Source organism: Streptomyces sp. CNH189, assembly GCF_000527195.1.
Genome location: NZ_AZUS01000018.1, coordinates 34,021 through 57,413, shown reverse-complemented (window position 1 = coordinate 57,413; position 23,393 = coordinate 34,021). Strand labels below are relative to the sequence as shown.

The following is a 23,393-nucleotide window of genomic DNA, read 5'->3' as shown; positions in this document are numbered from 1 at the left end:
CCGGGTGGCCGGGTCTCATGACTCCAGGTATCTCAGGACTGCCAGGATGCGGCGGCTGTAGCCGGTGGTGTGGGTCAGGTCCAGTTTGTCGAAGATCGCGTTGAGGTTCTTCTCGACGGAGCTCTGGGAAAGGTGCAGCTTCTGCGCGATCGCCGCGTTGGTGTGTCCCTGGGCCAGGGCCTCCAGGACGGTGCGTTCGCGGGGGGTGAGGCGGGTCAGGGGGTCCGTGTGGGTCGTGCGGACGACCAACTGCCGTACGACCTCGGGGTCGATGGCGGCGCCGCCGGCGTGGACGCGGTCCAGCGCGTCCAGGAACTCCTCGATCTGGGCGACGCGGTCCTTGAGGAGGTAGCCCACCCGTTCCACGCTGCTCGCCAGCAGCTTGGCCGCGTAGTTCCGCTCGATGTGCTGAGACAGCACCAACACGCCGACGTCCGGCCACTGTTCGCGGATGGACAGCGCCGCGCGCAGGCCCTCGTCGGTGTGGGTCGGGGGCATGCGGATGTCGAGGACGACGACGTCGGGGCGTTGCGAGGGCAGCTGCGCCAGGAGGGCGTCGGCGTCGCCGTACGCGCCCATGACGTCGTGTCCTTCCTCGACGAGCAGCCGCACCAGCCCTTCACGGAGCAGGGTCGAGTCCTCAGCGATCATCAGGCGCATGGCAGTTCCGCGGTGATGGTGGTGGGTCCCCCGTCGGGGCTGTCGACGTGCAGGACGCCGTCGAGCGCGGCGACCCTGCTGCTCAGTCCGCTCAGTCCGCTGCCGGTGGGATCGGCGCCGCCGCGCCCGTTGTCGCTGATCCGTACGGTGAGCAGCCGGTCGTGGAGGCGTACGCGTACGGAGACGTCCGTCGCGCCGGAGTGCTTGGCCGCGTTCGTCACGGACTCCGACACCAGGAAGTAGGCCGCCGTCTCCACGGCGCGCGGCAGCTCCCCGGGGACGTCGAACTCCGTCCGTACAGGGAGGGCGGCCCGCTCGGACACACCGCTCAGTGCCTCCTCGAGGCCCAGGCTGTCCAGCGCGGAGGGGTAGATGCGCCAGGTCACCTCGCGCAGTTCCGCCAGGAGGTCCTGGGTCTCCTGGTGAGCCTGGCGCAGGAGTGTGTCCGGCTGCTCAGGGCCACGTGCCCGGCGGGCCCGGCCGAGGAGCATACCGAGGGCCACGAGCCGCTGCTGGATGCCGTCGTGAAGGTCACGCTCGATTCGCCGGCGTTCCGTGTCCACCGCCTGGACGACCGCTGCCCGGCTGGCGGCGAGGGCATCGATGCGCTGCCGCAGCAGGTCCCGTTCGGAGGGGCCGAAGCACTCGCGGGCGATGCGCGCGTCCAGGGCGGCGAGCGAGCGCAGGCCTTGGACGTCGAGGAAGAGCAGCACGCCGCCGAGGGACGTCTGCAGCAGCAGTTCGTCCCAGCCGAGGGAGCCCCGGGCCAGCCCCACGGCCAGCAGGCCGGCCAGCACCATGCCGAAGCCGAGCAGCGCGACCACCACGCTGCTCAGCAGCCCTGTGTAGGTGCGTGCGGCCAGGTAGCGGAGGGTCTGCTGTGCGGACGCCTCGTAGTGCTCGGGGTAGCGGTCGCCGAACAGGACGGTCCGTCGGGCCCGCTCCAGGGCCGTGAGGCGGCGGGCTCCCGCGGTGAGGGCCACCAGCGCGGTGGTGCGGGTGGGGGGCCACAGGAGGAACGGGCCGAGGAGGGTTCCGAAGACGAGCAGGTAGAGCAGCCCGAGGAAGGCCGTGGCGCAGCCGAGGAGCGTGCCGGCGCAGCGGCGCACCCGGGAGGCGGGCGCCGTGACGGTGGTGTCGTCGTCCCCGTGGACGTCCTGTCCTGGGGGGTTGGGCAGGGGGTGGGCGGCGGTGATGCCTGCGGAGTTTCCCTGCACGGGAGTTGAGCGTAGTGCGGCCGGTCGGAGGGAGCAAGATCGGTTCTGTTCGGCGGGCGGCGCTCCCACGGGCGTCGGGGAGTGACGCGTCATGACGCCCGGCCGTGACGGGCCCGGCTGTTGCCGCGCAGTCGCAGAGCCACGTACGAGACGAGCGCGACGAAGACGAGGGCGAGCACGGCCTTGGAGACGACGCCGACGTAGGTCCCCACGGTCTGCCACTGGTCGCCCAGCCAGTAACCGGACATCACCAGGGCCACGTTCCAGATGAGGCTGCCGAGGGTGGTCAGCATGACGAACACGGGCAGCGGCATGCGATCCACGCCCGCGGGGACGGAGATGAGGCTGCGGAAGATCGGCACCATGCGGCCGAGGAAAACCGCCTTGGTGCCGTGCTTCGCGAACCATGCCTCCGTGCGCCGCAGGTCGGATGCCTTGACCAGCGGCAGCTTGGCCCACAGGGCGTGCATGCGGTCCCGGCCGAACAGCGCGCCGATGCCGTAGAGGACCACTGCTCCGGCGACCGAGCCGAGCGTCGTCCAGAACAGGGCCGAGACAAGGGTGATCACACCCTGCCCGGCGGCGAACCCGGCGAGTGGGAGGATCACCTCGCTGGGCAGCGGCGGGAAGAGGTTCTCCAGCGCGATGGCCAGGCCCGCGCCGGGACCGCCCAGGGTCCCGACGAGATCGGCGGCCCAGCCCGCGATTCCGTCGGCGGGTGCGGCGGGTAGGGATGAGGAGGTGAGGCGCATACGGTTCTCCCAGCGTGCGGGTCCGGCGCCCGGGCGGACGCCGACTCCCACCACGCTAGAAAGCGCAGGTCAGCGCGGGTATGCGGATCTCCGCCCGGCCCACTGCGGTTTCCCACACCACCCACCCTGCGGAAACCCGCACTTGTGCCAATTGGTGCGAAGATCACCACCAGTGGACGGAGGGCTGGACTCCCGCGCCATGGTCAGTGATCCCGGATTCACCTGCACGGGCTGCGGCTCCCACCACGCCGAGCTGCCGATGAACTACTCGGCCGACGCTCCGGCCGTATGGAACGCGGCCTTCGCCGGTGCCGAGGACTGCATGCTCTCCTCGGACCAGTGCGTCATCCAGGGCGCGCACTACTTCGTCAAGGGCCTGATCGAGGTACCGGTCGTCGACACGGACGACGTGTTCTCCTGGGGCGTCTGGGTGTCGCTGAGCCGCGAGAACTTCGCCCGCGCGGCGGACCTTTGGGACAAGCCCGGCCGTGAGGACGAGAAGCCGTACTTCGGCTGGCTCACCACCGAACTGCTGGTCTACCCGGAGACGACCCTCAACCTCACAACGCTCGTGCACACCCGCCCGGTCGGTGAGCGCCCCTGCATCGAGCTCGAACCCACGAACCACCCCCTCGCCGTGGAACAGCGAGCGGGGATCACCATGGAGCGGGTACGGGAGATCGCCACGGCCGTACTCCACGGGACATGACCATCACGTACGAGTGGCGTGGGGATGTTCGACGACTCGGCTGTCAACGCCCTGCACGCCGAGGGGTTCGGGCAACCGGTCGGGGAGACGGACTGGCGGGCCAGGCTCGAGCGGCACAGTCCCGGCGGGGTCTGCGCCCTCGACGGGGACCGTCTGGTCGGCTTCGTCAACGTCGCCTGGGACGGTGGGGTCCACGCGTTCGTCCCGGACACGGTGGTGGCCCGGGACTGCCGTTCCGGCGGCGTGGGGTCCGCGTTGGTCGGGGCGGCGGCTGACGGGGGGCCCGTGCGGCGGGGTGCGGGTGGCTTCACGTCGACTTCGAGGAGCACCCGAGGCCGTCCCACCTCGACGCCTGCGGCTTCCGGGAGACGGCCGCGGGGCTGATCGCGCTGTGACACCCGTGGGCCCACGGCGGCTCGGGCCCGGTGACGAGTTCTCGTCGGGCCGCCCGTCATGGGCCCGCGCCGGCAGGCGGGAGCGTCTGCCCCCCGAGCGGCAGGACCGGTCCGGCGGCGGGTCGGGCCTACGCCCTGCTGCCCTGCGGCGGGACGCCGTCCGTGTCCGTGGAGGGCCGTTCCGGGGCGGGTGCGGGCGCGCCCGGGCCCGGAACGGCCTCCCCCTGGATGATCCGGGGGGAGGTGTCCGCGCCGCGCGCCTGTGCCTCCTCCTGCTCCGCCCTCTTCATGGCCTGTGCCTCGGCCTTGAGGATGCGGGCCGACTTGCCCGCGTTACGGGCGAGTTCGGGTCCCTTCCTGGCCAGGATCAGCGCGATGACGACGATCAGGATGACGGCCAGTTCGCTCAGTCCGAACATGGTGTCCTGCTCTTTCTGTCTCCGGACCCGGGCCGGGGCGGCACGAGTGCACTGGCGGTGCGTCGGGAGCGACGGGTCAGACGTTCACGCCGAAGTCGGCGGCGATCCCGGCGAGGCCCGAGGCGTACCCCTGGCCGACCGCGCGGAACTTCCACTCGGCGCCGTGTCGGTAGAGCTCACCGAAGACCATCGCGGTCTCGGTGGAGGCGTCCTCGGACAGGTCGTAGCGGGCGATCTCGGCACCGCCGTTCTGGTTGACGATCCGGATGAACGCGTTGCGGACCTGGCCGAAGCTCTGGCCGCGGTTCTCCGCGTCGTGGATGGACACCGGGAACACGATCCGGTCGACCTCGGCGGGCACGGCCGCGAGGTTCACCTTCACGCTCTCGTCGTCGCCCTCGCCCTCACCGGTGAGGTTGTCGCCGGTGTGCTCCACGGAACCGTCCGGGCTCTTGAGGTTGTTGTAGAAGACGAAGTGCTGGTCCGACAGCACCTTGCCGGAGGCGTCGAGGAGCAGGGCGGACGCGTCGAGGTCGTAGTCGGTGCCGGTGGTCGTACGGACGTCCCAGCCGAGACCGACCAGGACGGCGGTCAGGCCCGGCGCCTCCTTGCTGAGCGAGACGTTGCCGCCCTTGGACAGGGAAACTCCCACGGTGTGCTCCTTCTCGACCGGTGCGTTCGGGCCCGCGGCTCGGGTCCGGACTCACGAATCTACATCACTGTAGAGAGGGTGGGGCAGGGCGTGCGACCGTAGGTCCGGACCGGGCTCGCGTCGCGAGGCCGGCCGCGTCCCTCCGTCCGCCCGCCACGAGCCCCGCGCCCCCGCGCCCCGAGGCCCCCGCCCGGCGCGCGGACGGGCGGGGTGCGGGCGTCTATACGATGTCAGCGCGGCGAACGTACGACGGCAGGGAGGAGACAGGACGTGGGCGAGCAGTGGCAGCGTCCCCGGCGGCGGGGGCAGGGTGAGCTGGAGGCTCTGGTCCTGTCGGCGCTCCAGGAGGCGGACGGTCCCGCGACCGCCGGGTGGGTGCAGGAACGGCTGGGCGGCGACCTGGCGTACACGACGGTGATCACCATCCTGACCCGGCTGCTGGCCAAGGGAGCCGTCACGAGGGAGCGGGCGGGCCGGTCGTTCGCCTGGACCTGTGCGCTGGACCAGGCGGGGCTGGCCGCCCGGCGGATGCGCAAGGTGCTGGACTCCGAGAACGACCGTGAGGCCGTGCTGGCCAGCTTCGTGACCGGCCTGGGGCCGGACGACGAGCGGCTGCTGCGGGAGCTGCTGCGTCCGGCGGGGCATGACGGGGAAGACTGAAGCCTCATGGGGGTCTTCGTCTTTCTGCCGCTGGTGCTGCCACTCACCGCGTGGCCGATCGCGCGCCTGGCCGAGCAGCATCTGCATCCGCGGACCGCGACGCGGCTGCTGACCGGGGTGGCCGCGGTGATGGCGGCGTGCAGCACGCTCTGTCTGGCGCTGGTGATGGTGGTCGGCACCGCCCAGCTTCCCGGCAATCCGCTGCCCGACGGCTGGTCGGATCCCGAGGTGCGGGCGGCGGTCCCGTACGACGAGGTCGTCGGCAAGGCGGCGATTCCCGCGCTGGTCGCGGTGCTGGTGGCGTGCGGCCGGACGTGGTGGCGGCACGCGCGGGTGCGCCGCCGTGCCCATCGGGCGCTGGCGGGGCTGCGGGACACGGAGGTGGCCGTACTTCCCGACGCCGCCCCGTACGCGTACGCCCTGCCCGGGGGCCGGCGGGACCGGGTGGTGGTGACGACGGCCATGCTGGACTGTCTCGAACCGGCCGAGCGTCGGGCGCTGTTCGCCCATGAGCGGGCCCATCTGTCCGCGCGCCACCACCGCTTCCTGCTCACGGTGCGCCTGGCCGCCCAGGCCAACCCGTTCCTGCGGCCGTTGCGTACGGCGGTGTCGTACACGGCGGAGCGGTGGGCGGACGAGGACGCGGCCCGCACGGTCGGCAGCCGCCGTACGGTGGCCCGCGCGATCGGCAAGGCCGCGCTGGTGTCCCGGGGCACTCCGTCCGCCACCCTGGCCGGTCTGGCCGCGGCGGGGCCGGTGCCGCGCCGGGTGGCGGCGCTGCTCGGGCCCGCGCCCGCGGTGCGCACGTGGCCCTCGCTGTTCACGGCGGTGGGCGTGGCCGCGTGGGGAGCGGCCACGGGGGCGGTCGTGTCGGCGATGTCGTCCGCCAACTCCGCGGTGACGATGGTGCTCATCCTGCACGCGGCCACGCCGCTGTGAGCCGCACCCGATGAGCCACGGGCATGCGACGGGCCGGCACCGCGGGGGTGCCGGCCCGAACGCCGCTCCGGCCGGTCAGAGGTCGAACTCGTGGGGCGGCAGGTTCAGGGCGTAGCACGCCTCGCGGACCACGGCCTGCTCGTCCTTGTCGAAGTCGCCGTCGGCGCCGCCGATGACGATGCCGATCTGGATGACCGCCCGCGCCTCGGCGGGCTTCTTCTTCGCCTTGGCGATCTCCTGCATGACGCTCACCTTGCCGAACGCGAAGTCGGCGGTGAGCTTGTCGAGGTTGTCCTCGAAGCGGCGGCGCAGATCGTCGGCGGGGAAGTTCCGCAGCACCTCGTTGGTGGCGATGAGCTGGGCGACCCGCTGGCGCTCGGAGGGATCGACGCTGCCGTCGGCGGCGGCGACCAGGGCGCACATCGCCATACCGGCGTCCCGGAAGGCGCCGCTCGTCAGATCGTTCTTCTTCGCCATGAGCTGGGTCTGCATCGTGGATGCGGACTCCTTGAGGCGGTCCCAGAGGGCCATGAGAGCTCCGTACGTGTCGGGCGGGAGCCCGGACGGGTGGTCCGGGCCCCTCGTTTTCTACATTGATGTAGAAGTTATCAGCAGGGAGCGGAGAGATGCGATCGTCCGCGCCACTGCCGGTGCCCACGGAGGCAGCACCCGGGCCGTCATCAGCCCTCGTCCTCCTCGTCACCCTCGAAGAAGTCGCCGACCTCGTCCACCACTTCGGCCGCCACCATGCCGCCCACGACACCGACCGCGAGGCCGGCGGCGCCCGCGGCGACGGCCGTCCCCACGCCGGGACCGCCGCGGTGGTGGTCGCCGTGGCCGTGGGAGCCGTGGCCCGCGTGCGGGGCACCGTGGCCGTAGCCCCCGTGGGCGTACGCCCCGTGCTGCCCGTGGTGTCCGGATGCCGCCCGGTGCTCGACCAACTGGCGGACCCAGGCGTCGACTTCCGCGTTCCAGTCGCGTGCGTCGTGGTGCCCGACGGCGAAGCGGGTCACCGCGTCGTGGCCGCCGGAGAAGAGGCCGCCGCGCTTGTCCGCCTCCAGGACGACCTCGACGCCGCCCGGACCGGCCAGGAAGGTCACCTCGATCTCGTCGACCTGATGGGCGTACTGGGGCGCGGGGGTCAGCTCGATCTCCTGATAGAAGGGCAGTTGCTGTCCGGTGCCCGCGATGTGCCCGTACTCCAGGTCGGCGGACCTGAAGCCGAAGCCAAGCTGTCCGAACGCCTCGAGAATCGCCTCCTGGACGGGCAGCGGGGCAATGCTCAGCTGATCCAGGTCGCCCTTGTCCTTGGCGCCGGCCACCGCCAGTTCGGTGCGCACGCCGAGGACGATGCCGAGGTGCTGGCCGTACAGCTCGGTGATCGGCGTCTCCCACGGCAGGGTCACCGTGAAGGGGACGCTGTGCCTCAGGCCCGCGGCGAGCCGGAAGCCGCCGCCGACGGTGAACCGCTCGAAGGTGACGACGCCCTCACTCTCCCCCTCGCCGTGCTCGGCCTCGACCCGGGCCACCAGCTCCAGGGTGATGTGCTCGATGTCGAAGTCGGCCTCGCCGCCCTCGAGATGGACCTGCCCGGTCAGCGCGCCACCGGGGCAGGGCGCTCCCGGATCGAGGACCGTGTCGACCGTGGGACCGCCCACGCCGAGTGAGCCGAGCAGTCGTTTGAACACCATGGTGGCGTCCACTCCTTTTGCGTACGTGTGTTTCCTGTGGGTGCGGTGCCGGGCGGCCGGGAAGCCGCCGGTGCACCGCGGCACCGCCGGGCGCGCCACCCGGCCGGAGCGGCCGACGTCGGCGCCTGGGTTCTTCTACAGACGGGTAGAAGAATAGGGCGCCCCGGGGCCGACACCGCGCCGTCGGAAGCGGCTCGCCGGAAACGGCCGAAAACAGGCTCTGCCCGGCCGGGCGGGTCGGCCACGCGGGACGTGTGACGCACCGTCAGGTGGCTCATAGGTCGAGGATGACGTCCCGCGCGGGCCGTGAGCAGCAGATGAGGGCCGAGCTCGGCGGGGGCTGCTCCACCGGTTCCGTGGTGTAGTCGACCGCACCGGACATCAGCGCCGTTTCGCAGGTGCGGCACACTCCCGTGCGGCAGGACCACCTGGTCGGCACGTCGCAGGCCTCGGCCAGTTCCAGCAGGCTGTCGTGGTCGCCGTCCCATGTCGCGCTCACCTGGCTGCGGGCGAACTCGACCCGGGGACCCGGGCCCGAGGACGGCAGGGAGTGCGGGCTCGGACGCCTCCTTTCCGCGATTCCGGGTGTGGAGCCGGGGCCGGCCCCGAAAATCTCCGTGTGGATGTGGCGCGGATCGGTGCCCTGGTGCCGGAGGGCTTCCGTGACGTCCCGCATGAAGGGGTCCGGTCCGCACACGTAGGCCTCTGCGTCGCCGGGGAGGCCGAGACGCGCGACGGTGTCGGCGGTCAGCCGGCCGGCCGTGGTCCCGGCGGCGAGGCGGGCGGCCGGCTCTGGCCGGCTGTAGAACACGCGGAGCCGGGCGCCGGGCAGCCGTGCCAGCAGCCGGCGGACCTCGCCGGCGAAGGCGTGGGTGCGCTCGTTCCGCGTCGCGTGCAGCCACCAGACCTGGTGCCGCGGCGCATCGGTGTCCTCGGCGAGGGCGTGCAGCATGGCGAGGAGCGGCGTGACGCCCACCCCGGCGGAGACGAACACCACGGGGAGGGTGTCCTCCCGGAGATCCTGGAGGACGAACGCGCCGCGGGGCGCCGCTGCCTGGAGGTCGTCGCCGGTCCGGACGCCGGTGTGCAGCCAGGTGCTGGCCCGCCCGTGCTCCTCCCGTTTCACGCTGATCCGGTAGCCCGGGGCGCCGGGCCGCCCGGACAGGGAGTAGGAACGCACCGTGCCCGGTGCCTCTCCGGCCCGCAGCGTGAGGTACTGGCCCGGTCGGGCCGCGGGCAGCGGCGTCCCGTCGGGATCGGTGAGCCAGAGGGACCGGACGTACGGCGTCTCGTCGACGACGCGCTGGACGCGAAGCGACCGGAAGCCGTCCCACGCGGGCGGGGTGACCGATGCGGGGCTGAGGCCCGCGTTGCCCGGCCGGGCGCCGTCACCGCGCGCCTGGTCGAGGAGCGCGCGGAACGACGCCTGCCAGCCGGGGCTGAGGGCGTTCACCCGCAGGGCTCTTTCGAGGCGGTCGGCCGGGTGGGGCGGACGATAGAGCAGGGCGTCGATCTCCGCGACGGTCATGCGTTCCGGCCCGTCGGCGACCTTGACGATCTCCTGGCCCGCCTCCACCTCACCTTCGTCGATCACGCGCAGGTAGAAGCCGGGGCGCCCGTGCGAGACCAGGAGGGCGGGCAGGCGGGGCTCCCCCATGCGCAGCCCCACGCGGTAGCAGGTCACCCTCGGCTGGGTCACCTCGAAGACCGCCGTCCCGATCCGGTAGCGGTCCCCCACGCACACCTCGTCGTCGGGGAGTCCTTCGACGGTGAAGTTCTCGCCGAAGTTGCCGTGCACGAGGTCGTCCCGGCCGAGGTGTGCGGCCCAGTGCCGGTAGGAGTCGGCCTGGTAGACCAGCACGGCCCGCATCTCGCCGCCGTGGCCGCGCAGGTCGCCCTGCCCGTCGCCGTCGATGTTGAGGCGCCGGACGCGCCGGGGGCCGGAGACCGGGCTCTTGTAGACCCCGGTGTGCACCGTCTCGCCCCGCCAGGGCACGTCCCGGGGCAGACCGACGTTCACCGACAGCAGCCGCGCCATCACCGCACCTCTCCGCAGTGCTCGCTACTGAAAACCCTAGGCGGTTCCGCCCGGGTCGACGAGGCGACCGCCCGGTGCCGCCTCGTTTGAAGGGGCGACCGGCCGTCGCCCCCCTGTTGACGGGAAGGACCGCCCTGTCGAGGCGGTGCCCGGGCCCGGTTGCCCGGGAGGGGCGGCAGGATCGGGCAAGAGGCCGGGAGGATCGTTGTTTCCGCCGGACCGGCGACGCGATTGCCTTGAGGTGTCACATTCCGCACGGGGCCTTCGGGCTCCGGGGCACACCCAGGGAGCACGCCATGAAGGTAGCCGTCGTCACGGGCGCCAGTTCCGGCATCGGCCGGAGCGCCGCCGTACACATCGCCGGGCGGGGGTCCGGCGTCGTCCTGACCTACAGCGCCAACGAGCAGGGCGCCAAGGAGACCGTCCGGGAGATCGAGCAGGCGGGCGGCACCGCGGTGGCGCTGCGTCTGGACGTCGCCGACACGGCGGGCTTCCCCGCGTTCCGGGACGCCGTGGCCGACGTCCTGCGGGAGACCTTCCGGCGGGACGCGTTCGACCAGTTGGTCAACAACGCGGGCTTCGCGGGCATGGCGATGATCGAGGAGACCACCGAGCAGGCGTTCGACCGACTCACCGACGGCCTGTTCAAGGGCCCGTTCTTCCTCACCCAGACCCTGCTGCCGCTGCTGGCCGACGGCGGTGCCGTCGTCAACGTGACCAGCAACTCCGCCCTCCCCCACGTGACCGCGCCGGGCTACTCGGTCTACGCGTCCCTCAAGGGCGCCGTGGTGGTCCTCACCCGGTACATGGCGAAGGAGTTCAGCTCACGCGGCATCCGCGTCAACTCCGTCGCCCCCGGCGCCACCCGCACCCGTTTCGGCGACGACGCCTTCGCCCGGAACCCGGAGATCGCCGACGAGATGGCGAAGTCGTTCGCGCTCGGGCGGATCGGCGAGCCCGACGACATCGGCAGGGTCGTCGCGATGCTGGTCTCGGAGGACGGGCGCTGGATCACCGGCCAGAACATCGAGGTCTCCGGCGGCCACAACCTCTGACCGCCGCACCCGCCCCGGGGAGCGGAGACGCGGGCGGTCATACTCGTACCCCACCGGCCCACCGACGTGTACGAGGAGCGCAAGCAGTGACGAGGGACAGCCGCCCAGTACCGCCCACTTCCGGAAGCGAACGCGAGATGCTGCGCGCCTACCTCGACCACCACCGGGCGACTCTCGCCATGAAGTGCGAGGGACTCACCGACGAGGAGCTGCGGCAGCGGTCGATGCCGCCGTCCACGCTGTCGCTGCTCGGTCTCGTGCGGCACATGGCGGAGGTGGAGCGGGCCTGGTTCCGCCGGGTCTTCCAGGACAACGACGCGCCCATGGTGTGGTCGGACACGGTCGACTTCCAGGCCGCGTACGACGCCGACGCCTCGACCCGGGAGGAGGCGTTCACGGCGTGGGAGGCGGAGGTGGAGAACTCCCGCCGGGTGGAGCGGGGGGCGCCCTCCCTGGACGAGACCGGACATCAGCCGCGGTGGGGCGAGGACGTGTCGCTGCGCAGGGTGATGCTGCACGTCCTGCTGGAGTACGGCCGCCACAACGGTCACGCCGACTTCCTGCGCGAGGGCGTCGACGGGACCGTGGGCGCCTGACTCCTTCCGGTCGGCCGAACGGCCGCCGCGGGCCCTGGGCCGGCGGGTCGGCCGACCGGCGGGCCGGTGGTCGTGTCAGCCGGCGTCCGGAGCCTCCTCGGCCTCCCGCCTGGAGCGGCGCGCGGCGCTGATCGCGGCGAGCACCGTGCCGACCGCCACGATCGCCAGACCGCGCAGCCACACCGCGGCATCGAGCTGCGTGGCGAGCACGACGCAGGAGGCGATGCCCAGGACCGGCAGCACCACCGGGGTCCGGAAGTGGTCGGTCTCCCCCGGGTCGCGGCGCAGCACCAGCACCGCGGTGTTGACCATGAGGAAGACGATGAGCAGCAGCAGGACCAGGGTGGACGCGAGGGTGGCGACGCTGCCGGTGAGGGCGAGGAGCATCGCCAGGAGGGTGGTGACCGCGATGGCGGCCCACGGCGTGCGGCGGCCCGGCAGCACCTTGGTCAGCGCTCCGGGCAGCAGCCCGTCCTTGGCCATGCCGTAGGCCAGGCGGGAGGACATGATGCCGGTGAGCAGCGCGCCGTTGGCGACGGCGACGAGCGCGATGGCGCTGAACAGGCGGGTCGGTACGCCGCCCGCCTCCCGCACGACCTCCAGCAGAGGCCCGCTGGAGGCGGCCAGCCGGTCGGTCGGTACGGCCGCGGACGCGGCCAGGCCGACCAGCACGTACACGGCTCCGGCCGTGGCCAGCGCGCCGAACAGGGCGCGCGGGTAGGAGCGCCGGGGGTCGCGGGTCTCCTCGGCGACGTTCACCGAGGTCTCGAAGCCGACGAAGGAGTAGTACGCCAGCACGGAGCCGCTCAGTACGGCGGCCGCCGCGCCCTTCTCCGGCGTGCCGAGCTGGGTGAGCCGGCCCGGGTCGCCGTCGCCGCGCAGCAGCAGCCAGGCACCGAGGACGACGATGACGACCAGTCCGCCCACCTCGACGACGGTGGCGACGACGTTGGCGCGGGTCGACTCCTTGATGCCGCGCGCGTTGACCAGCGCGAGCAGGCCGAGGAAGACGACGGCGACGAGCGCCACGGGCAAGGACACGAAGGCCGACAGGTAGTCGCCGCCGAAGCCGCGCGCGAGGGCCGCGACGGAGACGATGCCGGCGGCCAGCATGCAGAACCCCGCCACGAAACCGGCGAACGGCCCGAAGGCGCGGGTCGCGTAGTGGGAGGCGCCGCCCGCCCGGGGATACTTCGTCGCCAGCTCGGCGTAGGAGGCTGCGGTGAGCATCGCGAGCAGCAGCGCGACGACCAGCGGCACCCACACCGCTCCCCCGGAGTCGGCCGCGACCTGCCCGACCAGGACGTACACACCGGCGCCCAGCACGTCACCCAGGATGAAGAAGTACAGCAGCGGGGTCGTCAGGGCGCGCTTGAGGGCCGTCGGCTCCTGTGCCGTTCCCTGTGCGTGCGTGTGCGTCCCTGCCTGGTCACCGACTCGTCTTGCCATAACGCCACGTATTTCCCGTCCCGGCGATTGCACGCTCGTCGACCCGCCGGGGCGGGGATGGGCCGCGTCACACCGCTCGTCCGGCCGGGCGAGACCGTGTCAGGCCGCCTGCGGTCGCACGGGGACCGAGGAGACCTCAACTGGTACGCCGCGGGAAGCGGTCTCCACCGGTCCGGTGGGGGCAGAGGACCGGGGGTAGTCCAGTTCGGCCCAGACGACCTTGCCGTCCGGGGCCGGTCGCGATCCCCACCTGCGGGACAGCTTGGCGACGAGGAACAGGCCGCGGCCTCCCTCGTCCGTGACGTGCGCGCGACGCGGGTGCGGGGTGAGCGTGCTGCCGCCGTCGGAAACCTCGACGGTCAGCACCTGGTCACGCAGGAGCCGCAGTCCGACCGGTCCCGGCCCGTCCCCGTGGCGGAGGGCGTTGGTGACCAGTTCACTGACGAGCAGTTCCGTGGCGTCGGCCAGGCCGTCCAGGCCCCACTCCCCCAGCTGGCGTGCCGCGAGACCGCGGGCGGTACGGACGGCCCGCGGGTCGCCGTCCAGGGTCCAGGAAGCCTCCCGGCACGGCCCGAGGGCGCGGGTACGGGCGAGGAGGAGGGTGACGTCGTCGCAGGGGTCCCGGTCCGCCAGGGGCCGGGTCGCCGCGTCGCACAAGTCCTCCAGGGAGCTGCCGGGCCGGGCGAGGGCGCCGGCCAGGCGGTCCATGCCCGCGTCGAGGTCGTGCGCGCGGGTCTCGATCAGGCCGTCGGTGTACAGCGCGAGGACGCTGCCCTCGGGCAGGTCCACCTCGACGGCCTCGAAGGGGTCGCCGAGGCCGACACCGAGGGGTGCTCCGGTGGGGAGGTCGAGGTAGTCGACGTGCCCCTGGGGGTCGACGACCGCGGGCGGAGGGTGTCCGGCGGAGGCGAGGGTGCACCGGAGGGTGGCGGGGTCGTAGACGGCGTACAGGCAGGTGGCGCCGGCCACCGCGGGCACTTGTTCCGGCAGGTCGCAGTCCTCCTCGCCCAGCCGCTGCACCGTGTCGTCGAGGTGGGCCAAGAGTTCGTCGGGGGGCAGTTCCAGGCCGGCGAGGGTGCGGACGGCGGTGCGGAGGCGGCCCATGGTGGCGGCGGCGTGCAGGCCGTGCCCGACCACGTCGCCGACGACGAGCGCCACCCGCGCACCGGACAGCGGGATCACGTCGAACCAGTCGCCGCCGACGGAGTGGTCCACGTCCGCGGGCAGGTAGCGCGACGCCACGTCGACGGCCGTGCCGCCGGTCGGGCGTTTGGGGAGCAGGGTGCGCTGCAGGGCGAGGGCGGCGTTGTGCTTGCGCGTGTACTGGCGGGCGTTGTCCAGGGACTGCGCCGCGCGGCCGACGAGTTCCTCGGCGAGCAGCAGGTCGGTCTCGTCGAACGGCTCGGACTCGCGCGTGCGCACGAACAGGGCCACGCCGAGCAGGGCGCGCCGGGCGCGGATGGGTACGGCCATGATCGAGTGCATGCCGTGCCCGCGGACCCTGCGGGCCAGCGCGGGCACCTCGTCGACCCACGGGCTCGACGCGCTGTCGCGGACCTGTTCGAGCTGCGGGCGCCCGGCGCGCAGCACGCCGGCCAGCGGTGAGACCGGCGGTACCCGCACCAGCTCGCCGCGCATCCACGGTGACTCCGGCACCCCCCGGTGGATCGAGGCGAGGCCCGCGCGGCGCAGGCCGGGGAGGGTGCGGCCGGCCGCGCCGACGGGGACCGGCGGTCCCTGACCGAAGGACAGCGACTGCTCCAGGTCGACGGCGACGTAGTCGGCGAGCAACGGAACGGCGACGTCGGCGAGTTCCTGGCTGGCCTGCATCACGTCGAGGGTGCTGCCCAGCCGTGCGCTGATCCGCCCGAGGACGGCGAGGCGCTCCCGCGTCCGCCGGTGCCGTTCGACGTCCGTGCTGAGGACGCACACGCCGAGCGCCCGCCCGTCGGCGCCCTGCAGGCACTGGAACGACACGGCGAAGAGATGTTCCCGGCCGGAGCCCGTCGGCAGCCAGGTGCGGTACTCGTGGACCTTGGTCGTGTCGCTGTGCAGCGCCTGCCGCATCACGGCTTCGAGCACGTCGGCCTCGGGTCCCGGCCGCACCTCGCCGACCCGGCGCCCGAGCCGCCGGCCTGCGGGGATGCCGTCGTGGTCCTCCACCGTGTCGTTCGCCCAGAGGCAGCGGAGTTCCGGGTCCCGGACGACGACGCCGACGGGATCCCCGGCGGGGCGGGCCTGCCCCACGGCCGCGCCCCTCGGGCCGTCGGGCAGCGTGGTGGTGTCGGCCAGGGACACCAGCCGGCGCACCGCTCCCCGCAGCCCGCGCACCGGGGAGAGGCGCAGGGTGACGTCGAGGAGACGGCCGTCGAGGTGGCGCGCCCCCGCCGTGCCCGGCCGGCTGTCGTCCGTCCCGCACACGTCCGCGTCGCCGGGAATGTCCCGCCCGCTCGCGAGGCCGGGAAAGACCAGGTCGGCGGCCCGGCCCACGACGTCACCCGGGGCGAGACCGGTGAGTCGGCGGGCCTCCTGGGTCCATCCGATCACCGTCCCGTCGTCGTCGAGCAGGGCCAGCGCGGTGTCGGAGATGTCGGCACTGCTCATCGGCTTGTCCAGAGTCACCATGGTTGGTCCGGATTCGGTAGTGGAAGGTTGGTGTCCGCCCCTTTACGCAGGGATGACCGTCCGGACGGCCGCCGTGTGACAGGGCGGGGACCTGCGGGCGGCGGGCGTGCCGGTGGCGGGGGCAGGCTCCGCCGTTCGGGAGATCGGGAGTACTCATCGCGGCGGAACTGGGCATTCGGTAGTCGCCGAATCCGCTCAGATGTAAGGAGTGCAGTCCCATGCCCGAGACATCGGACGTCGTCGAGCTGATCCTTCGAGACCACCGGCGCATGGAGGACCTGTTCCGCCTGATGCGCAGCGTCGAGGACGACCGGGGCGCCGCGCTGCGTGAGTTCTCGGATCTGCTGATCGCACACGCGCTGGCCGAGGAGTCCAAGGTGTACCCCGCGCTCAAGCGGTACAAGAACATCGACGACGACGAGGTCGAGCACGGCGAGGACGAGCACGACGAGGGCAACAAGGCGCTGCTGGAGCTGCTCCAGGTGGAGGAGATCGGCGGCGACGAGTGGGACGAGAAGCTCGAGGAGCTCGTCGAGGCCGTCACGCACCACGCCGACGAGGAGGAGCGCACGATCCTCAACGGCGCCCGGGAGAACGTGCCGATGGAGCGGCGTGAGGAGCTGGGCGTGGCGTTCTGGGAGGAGCGGGAGCGCCGGCTGAAGGCCGGCTGCGGCTCCGTCGACAACGTCCGCAAGATCGTCGGGTCCTGACCCGCGGCCTGCCCCACGGCGCACGAAAAGGCCGGCCCTCCCGGGAGCGGGGGGCCGGCCTTTCGGTGTGTGGCAGTCCGCCGGCTCAGTGGCCGGCGGCCGGGTCCTCCGGACGGATGCGGCCGTGCCAGCCGCCGGAGCTGCCCCCGTCCTCGACGTAGTCCTTGAAGCGGTGCAGATCCCCCTTGACCCGCCGGTCGATCAGCCCGATGGCGTCCGCGCCCTTCTCCGCCATGCCGGTGGGCTCGACGTCCATGGTGAGTTCCACCCGGGTGCGGGTGTCGTCCAGCGGCTCGAAGCGGACCGAGCCGCGCTGCTGCGTCTCGCCCCCGATGGTCCGCCAGGTGACCCGGTCGTCGACGAGCTGGTCCACGATCTCCGTGTCGAACTCGCGCTTCACCCCACCGATCTTCGTGGTCCAGTGGTTGTGGCGGTCGTCGAGCTGCGTGACCTCCTCGACGCCCTCCATGAAGCGCGGGAAGTCCTCGAACTGCGTCCACTGGTCGTAGGCCCGGCGGACGGGGACGTTGACGTCGACCGTCTCCTTGACCGTGCTCATGGGTCCCTCCTGGATTCTCTGTGCGAAGGGCCGGCGTGCCGGGCACGTCGGCCTCCTGTTCGGATCGTCCGGGACGGCGGGTACCCGGCAGACGCGACCTGAAAGATCCCCGATCGCGGCCGGTTTCCGGATGCGCGTCAACACCCCTGCCTTAGTGCCGTTTCACCCCTTGGGGAGGGTGTCCAGGACCTCGGCGGCCAGCCGTTGCGCGTCGTCGACCGCCGCCGAGAGACGGTCCGGGGCCGTGTCGAGCGTGCCGAACAGGCCGTGGGCGCGGGGCGAGAAGCCGGCCGGGGCGGCGGGAAGCCCGCCCGCCGCGCGGACGGCGTCCTTCTCGTTGAGCACCCAGGTTCCGGCCGCGGCGTGCAGGGCGTGGACGAGGAGTCCGACCGCGCGGTGGAGGCAACCCGCGACATGGAAGGCGTCGCCCCGGGGCACGCCCTTGCGGGCGGCGGTCAGGATGAACGGCACCTCCCAGCGCGCCTGACCGATCAGCGCGTCACGCAGCGGCCGGGGGTACGAGGAGCGGATCCGGGCGCGCAGGGCGGTCAGTTCGCCGGTGGGGTCGGTGAGGACTCGGCCGAGGGCCACCTCACCGGCGTACGTGTGGGAGGAGAAGCCGAACGGGTGGCCGGCCTGGACACCCACCTCGACGTGTCCGGCGCCGCACTGCTGCCAGACCCGGTGCACGCGGTCCAGGTCACGGTAGATCCAGTCGACGGGTGTGCCGTCGACGGTCAGCCAGCCGCCGCCGTCCACCCACGGCCCCCAGCCGCCCGGATCGGTCATCTCCACCGGGGCCCCGGTGAGCTCGGCGGCCAGCCGGCGCAGCGCCGTCGTGTCCAGCGGAGGGCGGTAGTAGAGGCCGAGGTCGACGTCCGAGTCGGGGCGGTGCGTGCCACGGGCGCGGCTGCCGCCGAGGGCGACCGCGACGACGCCGTCCACGGCTTGCAACCGGTGCGCGATGCGGGAGATCTGGTCCATCGGCACGAGTGTGCCGAACGGGAAGCCCCGTGGCGACCACGTTCCCGCGCGACGTGAGAGCGGGACGTGAGGCCGAGGATCGCACAGGGGCACGGTGACCGTCGGTCAGTTCTGCCACAGTGCGGCGACCGTGGCCGCCACCCTTGCTGCCTGGGCGTGGCCCGCGCGGGCGGCGTCCGGTTGGCGTGCGGCGTCCGCCATGTCGCGGCCCATGGTCCGGCGGGCGGCGTGGTCCGGGGTCAGCAGTGCGACGCGCGCCCCCTGTTCCGTCAGGTGCGCGGCCTGCTCGGGGCGCTCGGGTGGGGGCTCACCGCACGGGGGATCGGTACGATCGCGAGCACCCTCCGACTGCCGTGCGCGAGCCGGAGGTTGGCGGTCGAGCGGCTGCCGCCGTCCATCCAGCGGCGGCCCGCGACAGTGACCGGGGGTCAGACGACGGGGACGGCGCAACTCGCCGCGACCGCTTCGAGGAGCGTGACCCCGGTCGGCGGGCAGTTCCTCCCTGCCGGGCACGTACGGCACGTAGTCGCCCGCGGCTTCCGAGACGTGCACGGGCAGGTCGTGCGACTGGCCGGCGATCAGCTGGGCCGTCTGTTCCGCGCGCGCGAGCGGGCCGTGGTGCACGGCGGCCAGGGGGACGTCTCGGAGGCGCCGGCCGAGCAGCGTTGCCTGGCGGCGACCACGCTCCGTCAGCCCGCTGCCGTCCGGCAGGGCCTCGCCGTGCCGGACCAGGTGGAGGTGCCGGGCGGCCGTGCCGGCCGTCATGTCACTGTCCCCCGTGGCGCGTCGGCGCTCCTGCACCTCAAGGGACGTGGTCGGGGGCGGGGGCGGTTCCGTCGCCGGGCGGTCCGTCGCCGTACATGGTCCAGGGGGGCTGCTTCAGGCCCGTCTCCAGCCGGTAGTGCACGGTGACGTCGCGGTAGTCCACACCGGGTTCGACCGTCTCCGGCAGGTGGGTACGCACGCTGCGGCTGACCGACTCACGCGCACCGGAGCCCGGGAAGCGTACGGCCGTTCGGGGGGCGTCCTCGAAGCGGAGACGGTCGGAACGGACCGTCGCCCGGAAGGTGATGTCGGGGGCGGTGCGCGCCCTGCGCCCACTCCCCTGCTTCCGCTCCCGCGCGTCGGCCGTTCAGGGCGGCTCTTCGGACTCCTCGACCGCGCGGCGGCGGGCGGGCCTCCGCGGCAGCTTGCCGTCCTCGCCGCGCACCCTGCGTTTACGGGTGCCGCTCTCCGCCGTGGTCCGCTTCTTCGCGGCCGACCTGGTCGCCCTGCGTGGGGGCGCTTCGGCGGCCTCCTGGCCCGCCGCACCCTGGACGGCCTGCCCCGCTTCGGCGCCGGCGTCCCCGACCGTGCGTCCGACCTCGCCCCCCGCTTCCCGCACGGCCTGCCCGGCGCCCCGACCGGCGTCCCGCGCGACCGCGCCGACGTCATCTCCGGCGCCCTCGACCACTTCCCCGACCCCCTGTCCGACGTCCTCGACGGCCTCCCCGGCGCCCTGTCCGACGTCCCGTACAGCACCGCCGGCACCCTGCCCGACCTCCTCCACGGCACCTCCGGCACCCTGGCCGACGTCCCGCACGGCACTGCCGGCACCCTGCCCGACCTCCTCCACGGCACCTCCCGCGCCGCGTCCCACGTCCCGCACCGCGCCGCCGGCACCCCGGCCGACCTCCTCCACGGCACCTCCCGCGCCGCGTCCCACGTCCCGCACCGCGCCGCCGGCACCCCGGCCGACGTCCTGGACGGCCTGCCCGGCGCCCTCCCCCACCGCCCCGACGGCTTCACGCGCCCCACCGCCGACGTCCCGCACGGCGGAGCCCACCCCGCGAGTCAGGTCGCGCAGCAGTTCTGGGTTGCGGTCCAGCGTGGTCAGCACGCGGTTGATGATCAGGGCGACGTTGTCGAGACGTACCTTCAGCTGGGCCTGGGCCTCCACCCCGGAGATTCCCAGATGCACCCGGCCGAGGGACACGTCCGCGCCGACGTTCAGCCGCAGCAGGTCGAGCACCTCGGCCTGCAGGGACACATGAGCGCGCAGGTCCTCGACGTCCAGGTCGATCTGGTCGACCTTGAGCAGCGGCACGTCCAGGTAGACGTCCGTGTCCGTCCGGTCGCCGGCCACGGGGGCGGCGGGTCGGTCCTCCACGTCGTCGGCGTCGGGCTCGACGTCGTAGGCGTCCGGTTCCGCGTCGTACACGTCCGGTTCCGCGTCGTACGCGTCCGGCTCCACGTCGGGTTCGTCCGTGTCGTACGGCTCTCCCTCCTCGATCGCCGCCGCGTCGTTCTCGGCGCTGTCGCCCATCACCGCACCTCCCGGTCGCCGGCCCCCTGGTTCCATCTTGCGGCGGGCGGCGGATCGGTGCGCGGGCAGAACGGCGTCGGCGGTCTCCCGCCCGTGCACCGGCTCGCCCCGACGGTCCACGGCCCCCGGGACGGCGGCTTCGTCCCGATGCCCGTCGCCACCGCGCGGCAGACCGGTGTGTCGGCCTACGTCGGCGACGGCGCCAACCGCCGGCCCGCCGTGCACCGGCTCGACGCGGCGGGCCTGTTCCGCCCTGGAAAAGGCACCGGCCGGCAGCGTCCTGCACGGGGCGGCCGAGACCGGCGTCACCATGAAGAGCATCGCGGAGACGATCGGCCGGGGCCTGGGCCTGCCCACGGTGTCGCTGACGCCCGCCGAGGCGGCCAGCACATCGTGAGCCCCTTCATGGCCGGCGTGTACGCATTCGACGGCCCCGTCACCAGCGCGCTCACGCGGGATCTGCTCGGCTGGTCCCCCGGCCATCCGACCCTGCTGGAGGACCTGGAGCACGGCCCCTACCTGACCGCGCCGGCCTCCTGACCGCGGTCCCGCGCGTGGGCGCCCGCGCTCCTCGGACCCGGGCTCCCGCGCCGTCCGGCCGCCGCTCCGGTCACCCGGGGACGGGGGCCGGCGCCGGGCGGCGGGCGGGCTCCAGGCGGACGACGACGCTCTTGGACGTGGGCTGGTTGCTGTTGTCGGCGACGCTGTCGAGCGGGACCAGGACGTTGGTCTCCGGGTAGTAGGCCGCCGCCGTACCGGCCTTGGTCGGGTACGAGACGATCGTGAAGTCGTCGGCGCGCCGCTCCGTGCCGTCCGTCCACACGCCCACCAGGTCGACGTGGTCCCCGTCGGCGAGCCCCAGCGCGGTGAGATCGGCGGGGCTGACGAGGACGACCCGCCTGCTGCCGTGGATGCCCCGGTAGCGGTCGTTGTCCGTGTACGGCACGGTGTTCCACTGGTCGTGCGAGCGCAGGGTCTGCAGCAGCAGGTGCCCCTCGGGGACGTGTGGCATCTCGTAGGTGTTGCGGGTGAACCGGGCCTTGCCGACCTGGGTGTGGAACACCCCCTCGTTCACCGCGTTGGGCAGCCGGATCCCACCGGGGCGCACCACGCGCCGGTTGAAGTCGTGCAGCCCCGGCACGATGCGCGAGATGCGGTCCCGGATCTCGCCGTAGTCCGACTCGAACGTGGGCCACGGGATGTCGGGGCCCTTGCCAGCGAGGGTGCGGCGGGCCAGGCGGCAGAGGATGGCGACCTCGCTGAGCAGCAGCGGGGAAGCCGGCTGCAGGCGTCCGCGCGAGGTGTGCACCTCGCTCATCGAGTTCTCCACCGTGACGAACTGCTCGCCGCCGGACTGAACGTCCCGTTCGGTGCGGCCGAGGGTGGGCAGGATCAGCGCGGTGTCGCCGCAGACGGTGTGCGTGCGGTTGAGCTTGGTGGAGATGTGGGCGGTCATCCGGCAGGCGCGCACGGCCTCCTCGGTGACCGTGCTGTCGGGTGCGGCGCGCACGAAGTTGCCGGCCAGGGAGAGGAAGAACGTGACGCGGCCCTCGCGCATCGCTCGGATCGCCTTCACCGAGTCCATGCCGTGGGCGCGCGGCGGGTCGAAGCCGAACTCCTCCCGCAGGGAGTCCAGGAAGGAGTCCGGCATCTGCTCCCAGATGCCCATCGTCCGGTCGCCCTGCACGTTGCTGTGCCCGCGCACCGGACACGCCCCGGCGCCCGCCCGGCCCAGATTGCCGCGCAGCAGCAGGAAGTTGACGAACTCGCGGATGGTGGGTACCGCGTGCTTGTGCTGGGTGATGCCCATCGCCCAGCAGACGATGACGCGTTCGGACCGCAGGACGTCGTCGCGGACCTCTTCGATCTCCTCGCGGGTCAGTCCGGTCGCCGTGAGGATGTCGTCCCAGTCGACGGAGCGGACGTGCCGGGCGAAGTCGGCGAACCCTTCGGTGTTCGTGTCGATATAGGCGTGGTCCAGCACCGTGCCGGGGCGGGCGTCCTCGGCCTCCAGGAGCAGCCGGTTCAGGCCCTGGAACAGCGCCAGGTCACCGCCGACGCGGATGTGCAGGAACCGGTCGGCGATCGCCGTGCCGTGGCCGATCAGCCCGCGCGCCGTCTGCGGGTTCTTGAAGCGCAGCAGTCCGGCCTCGGGCAGCGGGTTCACCGCGACGATGCGGGCACCGTTGCGCTTGGCCTGTTCCAGCGCGGACAGCTGGCGGGGGTGGTTCGAGCCGGGGTTCTGACCGACCACGAAGATCAGGTCGGCGTGGTGCATGTCCTCCAGGCTGACCGTGCCCTTGCCGGTGCCGAGCGTCTCGTGCAGGGCGTAGCCGCTGGACTCGTGGCACAGGTTGCTGCAGTCGGGCAGGTTGTTGGTGCCGAGGGCGCGGGCGAACAGCTGGAGCACGAAGGCGGCCTCGTTGCTGGCGCGGCCGGAGGTGTAGAAGACGGCCTCGTCGGGCGAGCCGAGAGAGGTGAGCTCTCCGGCGAGCAGTCCGAAGGCGTCGTGCCAGCTGATCGGCTCGTAGAAGTCGGAGCCGGGCCGCTTGACCATCGGCTCGGTGAGCCGTCCCTGGTCGTTGAGCCACTTGTCGGACCGTCCGGCGAGGTCGGACACCGAGTGCTCGCGGAAGAAGCCGCGGGTGATGCGCCGCGTGGTCGCCTCGTCGTTGATGTGCTTGGCGCCGTTCTCGCAGTACTCGTTGCGGTGCCGGTGCCCCGGCGCGGGGTCGGCCCAGGCGCAGCCGGGGCAGTCGATGCCGTCCACCTGGTTCATCGTCAGCAGCGTCTGCCCCGTGCGCAGCGGGGAGGTCTGCGCCAGGGAGTACTCCAGCGCGTGCATCACCGCCGGTGCTCCCGTCGCCCACGTCTTGGGCGGTGTCACGGTGAGCTGTTCCTGTTCCTGGGAACCGTCGTCGGACCGCTCGGACATCGGACTCTCCTTCACCGGACACGCGGACGTCCTCAGTCTCACG

At 72.8% G+C, this 23,393-nt stretch carries 23 protein-coding genes and 1 pseudogene; 8 read left to right on the top strand and 16 right to left on the bottom strand.

Features of this window, described 5'->3' with window-relative positions; genetic code table 11:
- Positions 1-15 precede the first annotated feature (15 nt).
- From B100_RS0123380 to B100_RS0123370, 3 genes are all read right to left on the bottom strand, one after another.
- A complete protein-coding gene (locus tag B100_RS0123380) occupies positions 16-660 on the bottom strand; it encodes a response regulator transcription factor (protein WP_024886835.1) in 645 nt (214 codons plus the stop codon).
- Positions 651-1,877: a histidine kinase gene (locus tag B100_RS0123375; protein ID WP_024886834.1), complete on the bottom strand. Its 1,227-nt coding sequence runs from the start codon at positions 1,875-1,877 to the stop codon at positions 651-653. Before B100_RS0123375 ends, B100_RS0123380 begins: the two co-directional genes overlap by 10 nt.
- Before the next feature lie 89 nt (positions 1,878-1,966).
- On the bottom strand, positions 1,967-2,629 hold the full coding sequence (locus B100_RS0123370) for a DedA family protein (RefSeq protein WP_024886833.1): 663 nt from the start codon (positions 2,627-2,629) through the stop codon (positions 1,967-1,969).
- Between the two features lie 259 nt (positions 2,630-2,888).
- Between B100_RS0123370 and B100_RS0123365 the strand changes: the two genes are divergently transcribed.
- Positions 2,889-3,338, top strand: coding sequence for a DUF2199 domain-containing protein (locus B100_RS0123365; RefSeq protein WP_024886832.1), 450 nt, complete (start codon positions 2,889-2,891; stop codon positions 3,336-3,338).
- Positions 3,335-3,733 (top strand): annotated as a pseudogene (locus tag B100_RS34180) (GNAT family N-acetyltransferase). The gene B100_RS0123365 and the pseudogene B100_RS34180 overlap by 4 nt, the downstream one beginning before the upstream one ends.
- Positions 3,734-3,861: 128 nt before the next feature.
- Here B100_RS34180 and B100_RS34175 read toward each other — a convergent pair.
- Positions 3,862-4,152 (bottom strand): twin-arginine translocase TatA/TatE family subunit, encoded by a 291-nt coding sequence (locus B100_RS34175; protein WP_024886831.1) that lies wholly within the window; start codon positions 4,150-4,152, stop codon positions 3,862-3,864.
- A 76-nt stretch (positions 4,153-4,228) separates the two neighbouring features.
- The gene (locus B100_RS0123350) at positions 4,229-4,804 is read right to left on the bottom strand and encodes a TerD family protein (RefSeq protein ID WP_024886830.1); all 576 of its coding nucleotides are present in this window, start codon (positions 4,802-4,804) and stop codon (positions 4,229-4,231) included.
- A gap of 270 nt (positions 4,805-5,074) precedes the next feature.
- On the opposite strand from B100_RS0123350, the gene B100_RS0123345 reads away from it, so the two are divergent.
- Both B100_RS0123345 and B100_RS0123340 read left to right on the top strand, forming a co-directional pair.
- Complete coding sequence (locus B100_RS0123345; protein ID WP_024886829.1) at positions 5,075-5,464, top strand: BlaI/MecI/CopY family transcriptional regulator; 390 nt, start codon at positions 5,075-5,077, stop codon at positions 5,462-5,464.
- 6 nt (positions 5,465-5,470) lie between these two features.
- Positions 5,471-6,403: a M56 family metallopeptidase gene (locus B100_RS0123340; protein ID WP_024886828.1), complete on the top strand. Its 933-nt coding sequence runs from the start codon at positions 5,471-5,473 to the stop codon at positions 6,401-6,403.
- Between the two features lie 75 nt (positions 6,404-6,478).
- On the opposite strand, the gene B100_RS0123335 is transcribed toward B100_RS0123340, so the two are convergent.
- The 3 genes from B100_RS0123335 to B100_RS0123325 form a co-directional block, all read right to left on the bottom strand.
- A complete protein-coding gene (locus B100_RS0123335) occupies positions 6,479-6,934 on the bottom strand; it encodes a tellurite resistance TerB family protein (protein ID WP_024886827.1) in 456 nt (151 codons plus the stop codon).
- 149 nt (positions 6,935-7,083) lie between these two features.
- Complete coding sequence (locus B100_RS0123330) at positions 7,084-8,094, bottom strand: sporulation protein (RefSeq protein WP_024886826.1); 1,011 nt, start codon at positions 8,092-8,094, stop codon at positions 7,084-7,086.
- A 274-nt stretch (positions 8,095-8,368) separates the two neighbouring features.
- On the bottom strand, positions 8,369-10,132 hold the full coding sequence (locus B100_RS0123325) for an MOSC and FAD-binding oxidoreductase domain-containing protein (RefSeq protein WP_024886825.1): 1,764 nt from the start codon (positions 10,130-10,132) through the stop codon (positions 8,369-8,371).
- Between the two features lie 296 nt (positions 10,133-10,428).
- On the opposite strand from B100_RS0123325, the gene B100_RS0123320 reads away from it, so the two are divergent.
- Together B100_RS0123320 and B100_RS0123315 are read left to right on the top strand one after the other, a co-directional pair.
- Positions 10,429-11,187, top strand: coding sequence for an SDR family oxidoreductase (locus B100_RS0123320; protein WP_024886824.1), 759 nt, complete (start codon positions 10,429-10,431; stop codon positions 11,185-11,187).
- A gap of 86 nt (positions 11,188-11,273) precedes the next feature.
- Complete coding sequence (locus tag B100_RS0123315; protein ID WP_024886823.1) at positions 11,274-11,783, top strand: DinB family protein; 510 nt, start codon at positions 11,274-11,276, stop codon at positions 11,781-11,783.
- A gap of 75 nt (positions 11,784-11,858) precedes the next feature.
- On the opposite strand, the gene B100_RS0123310 is transcribed toward B100_RS0123315, so the two are convergent.
- Positions 11,859-13,232, bottom strand: a complete 1,374-nt coding sequence (locus tag B100_RS0123310) for an APC family permease (protein ID WP_037723330.1) — start codon at positions 13,230-13,232, stop codon at positions 11,859-11,861.
- Positions 13,233-13,331: 99 nt separating this feature from the next.
- On the bottom strand, positions 13,332-15,857 hold the full coding sequence (locus tag B100_RS0123305) for a SpoIIE family protein phosphatase (RefSeq protein ID WP_024886821.1): 2,526 nt from the start codon (positions 15,855-15,857) through the stop codon (positions 13,332-13,334).
- A gap of 218 nt (positions 15,858-16,075) precedes the next feature.
- Between B100_RS0123305 and B100_RS0123300 the strand changes: the two genes are divergently transcribed.
- Positions 16,076-16,567 (top strand): hemerythrin domain-containing protein, encoded by a 492-nt coding sequence (locus tag B100_RS0123300; protein ID WP_024886820.1) that lies wholly within the window; start codon positions 16,076-16,078, stop codon positions 16,565-16,567.
- A gap of 85 nt (positions 16,568-16,652) precedes the next feature.
- Here B100_RS0123300 and B100_RS0123295 read toward each other — a convergent pair whose 3' ends face one another.
- The 5 genes from B100_RS0123295 to B100_RS0123275 form a co-directional block, all read right to left on the bottom strand.
- Entirely contained in the window at positions 16,653-17,126 is a 474-nt protein-coding gene (locus B100_RS0123295; RefSeq protein WP_024886819.1) for an SRPBCC family protein, read from the bottom strand.
- A 162-nt stretch (positions 17,127-17,288) separates the two neighbouring features.
- Positions 17,289-18,110, bottom strand: a complete 822-nt coding sequence (locus B100_RS0123290) for a nucleotidyltransferase domain-containing protein (protein ID WP_037723358.1) — start codon at positions 18,108-18,110, stop codon at positions 17,289-17,291.
- Positions 18,111-18,215: 105 nt separating this feature from the next.
- Positions 18,216-18,875 carry a histidine phosphatase family protein gene (locus B100_RS35810; protein ID WP_024886817.1) on the bottom strand — a complete coding sequence of 220 codons (660 nt, stop codon included), beginning with the start codon at positions 18,873-18,875 and terminating at the stop codon, positions 18,216-18,218.
- Positions 18,876-18,912: 37 nt separating this feature from the next.
- Entirely contained in the window at positions 18,913-19,074 is a 162-nt protein-coding gene (locus B100_RS37275; protein WP_199785277.1) for a hypothetical protein, read from the bottom strand.
- A 168-nt stretch (positions 19,075-19,242) separates the two neighbouring features.
- Positions 19,243-20,415, bottom strand: coding sequence for a hypothetical protein (locus B100_RS0123275; protein WP_024886816.1), 1,173 nt, complete (start codon positions 20,413-20,415; stop codon positions 19,243-19,245).
- A 414-nt stretch (positions 20,416-20,829) separates the two neighbouring features.
- Here B100_RS0123275 and B100_RS37680 point away from each other — a divergent pair, with 414 nt between their 5' ends.
- Positions 20,830-20,955, top strand: coding sequence for a hypothetical protein (locus tag B100_RS37680; RefSeq protein ID WP_486585688.1), 126 nt, complete (start codon positions 20,830-20,832; stop codon positions 20,953-20,955).
- Between the two features lie 70 nt (positions 20,956-21,025).
- Here the strand turns inward: B100_RS37680 and B100_RS0123265 are convergent, their stop codons facing one another.
- Positions 21,026-23,350 carry an FdhF/YdeP family oxidoreductase gene (locus B100_RS0123265; protein WP_024886815.1) on the bottom strand — a complete coding sequence of 775 codons (2,325 nt, stop codon included), beginning with the start codon at positions 23,348-23,350 and terminating at the stop codon, positions 21,026-21,028.
- Positions 23,351-23,393: the final 43 nt, after the last annotated feature.

What these genes read in the sequence shown, in the direction of transcription:
- B100_RS0123380 (WP_024886835.1), bottom strand. Translation starts at nt 660, where the DNA reads ATGCGCCTGATGATCGCTGAGGACTCGACCCTGCTCCGTGAAGGGCTG.
- B100_RS0123370 (WP_024886833.1), bottom strand. Translation starts at nt 2,629, where the DNA reads ATGCGCCTCACCTCCTCATCCCTACCCGCCGCACCCGCCGACGGAATC.
- B100_RS0123365 (WP_024886832.1), top strand. Translation starts at nt 2,889, where the DNA reads ATGAACTACTCGGCCGACGCTCCGGCCGTATGGAACGCGGCCTTCGCC.
- B100_RS34175 (WP_024886831.1), bottom strand. Translation starts at nt 4,152, where the DNA reads ATGTTCGGACTGAGCGAACTGGCCGTCATCCTGATCGTCGTCATCGCG.
- B100_RS0123340 (WP_024886828.1), top strand. Translation starts at nt 5,471, where the DNA reads ATGGGGGTCTTCGTCTTTCTGCCGCTGGTGCTGCCACTCACCGCGTGG.
- B100_RS0123335 (WP_024886827.1), bottom strand. Translation starts at nt 6,934, where the DNA reads ATGGCCCTCTGGGACCGCCTCAAGGAGTCCGCATCCACGATGCAGACC.
- B100_RS0123330 (WP_024886826.1), bottom strand. Translation starts at nt 8,094, where the DNA reads ATGGTGTTCAAACGACTGCTCGGCTCACTCGGCGTGGGCGGTCCCACG.
- B100_RS0123325 (WP_024886825.1), bottom strand. Translation starts at nt 10,132, where the DNA reads ATGGCGCGGCTGCTGTCGGTGAACGTCGGTCTGCCCCGGGACGTGCCC.
- B100_RS0123320 (WP_024886824.1), top strand. Translation starts at nt 10,429, where the DNA reads ATGAAGGTAGCCGTCGTCACGGGCGCCAGTTCCGGCATCGGCCGGAGC.
- B100_RS0123310 (WP_037723330.1), bottom strand. Translation starts at nt 13,232, where the DNA reads ATGGCAAGACGAGTCGGTGACCAGGCAGGGACGCACACGCACGCACAG.
- B100_RS0123305 (WP_024886821.1), bottom strand. Translation starts at nt 15,857, where the DNA reads ATGGTGACTCTGGACAAGCCGATGAGCAGTGCCGACATCTCCGACACC.
- B100_RS0123300 (WP_024886820.1), top strand. Translation starts at nt 16,076, where the DNA reads ATGCCCGAGACATCGGACGTCGTCGAGCTGATCCTTCGAGACCACCGG.
- B100_RS0123295 (WP_024886819.1), bottom strand. Translation starts at nt 17,126, where the DNA reads ATGAGCACGGTCAAGGAGACGGTCGACGTCAACGTCCCCGTCCGCCGG.
- B100_RS0123290 (WP_037723358.1), bottom strand. Translation starts at nt 18,110, where the DNA reads ATGGACCAGATCTCCCGCATCGCGCACCGGTTGCAAGCCGTGGACGGC.
- B100_RS35810 (WP_024886817.1), bottom strand. Translation starts at nt 18,875, where the DNA reads ATGACGGCCGGCACGGCCGCCCGGCACCTCCACCTGGTCCGGCACGGC.
- B100_RS0123275 (WP_024886816.1), bottom strand. Translation starts at nt 20,415, where the DNA reads ATGGGCGACAGCGCCGAGAACGACGCGGCGGCGATCGAGGAGGGAGAG.
- B100_RS0123265 (WP_024886815.1), bottom strand. Translation starts at nt 23,350, where the DNA reads ATGTCCGAGCGGTCCGACGACGGTTCCCAGGAACAGGAACAGCTCACC.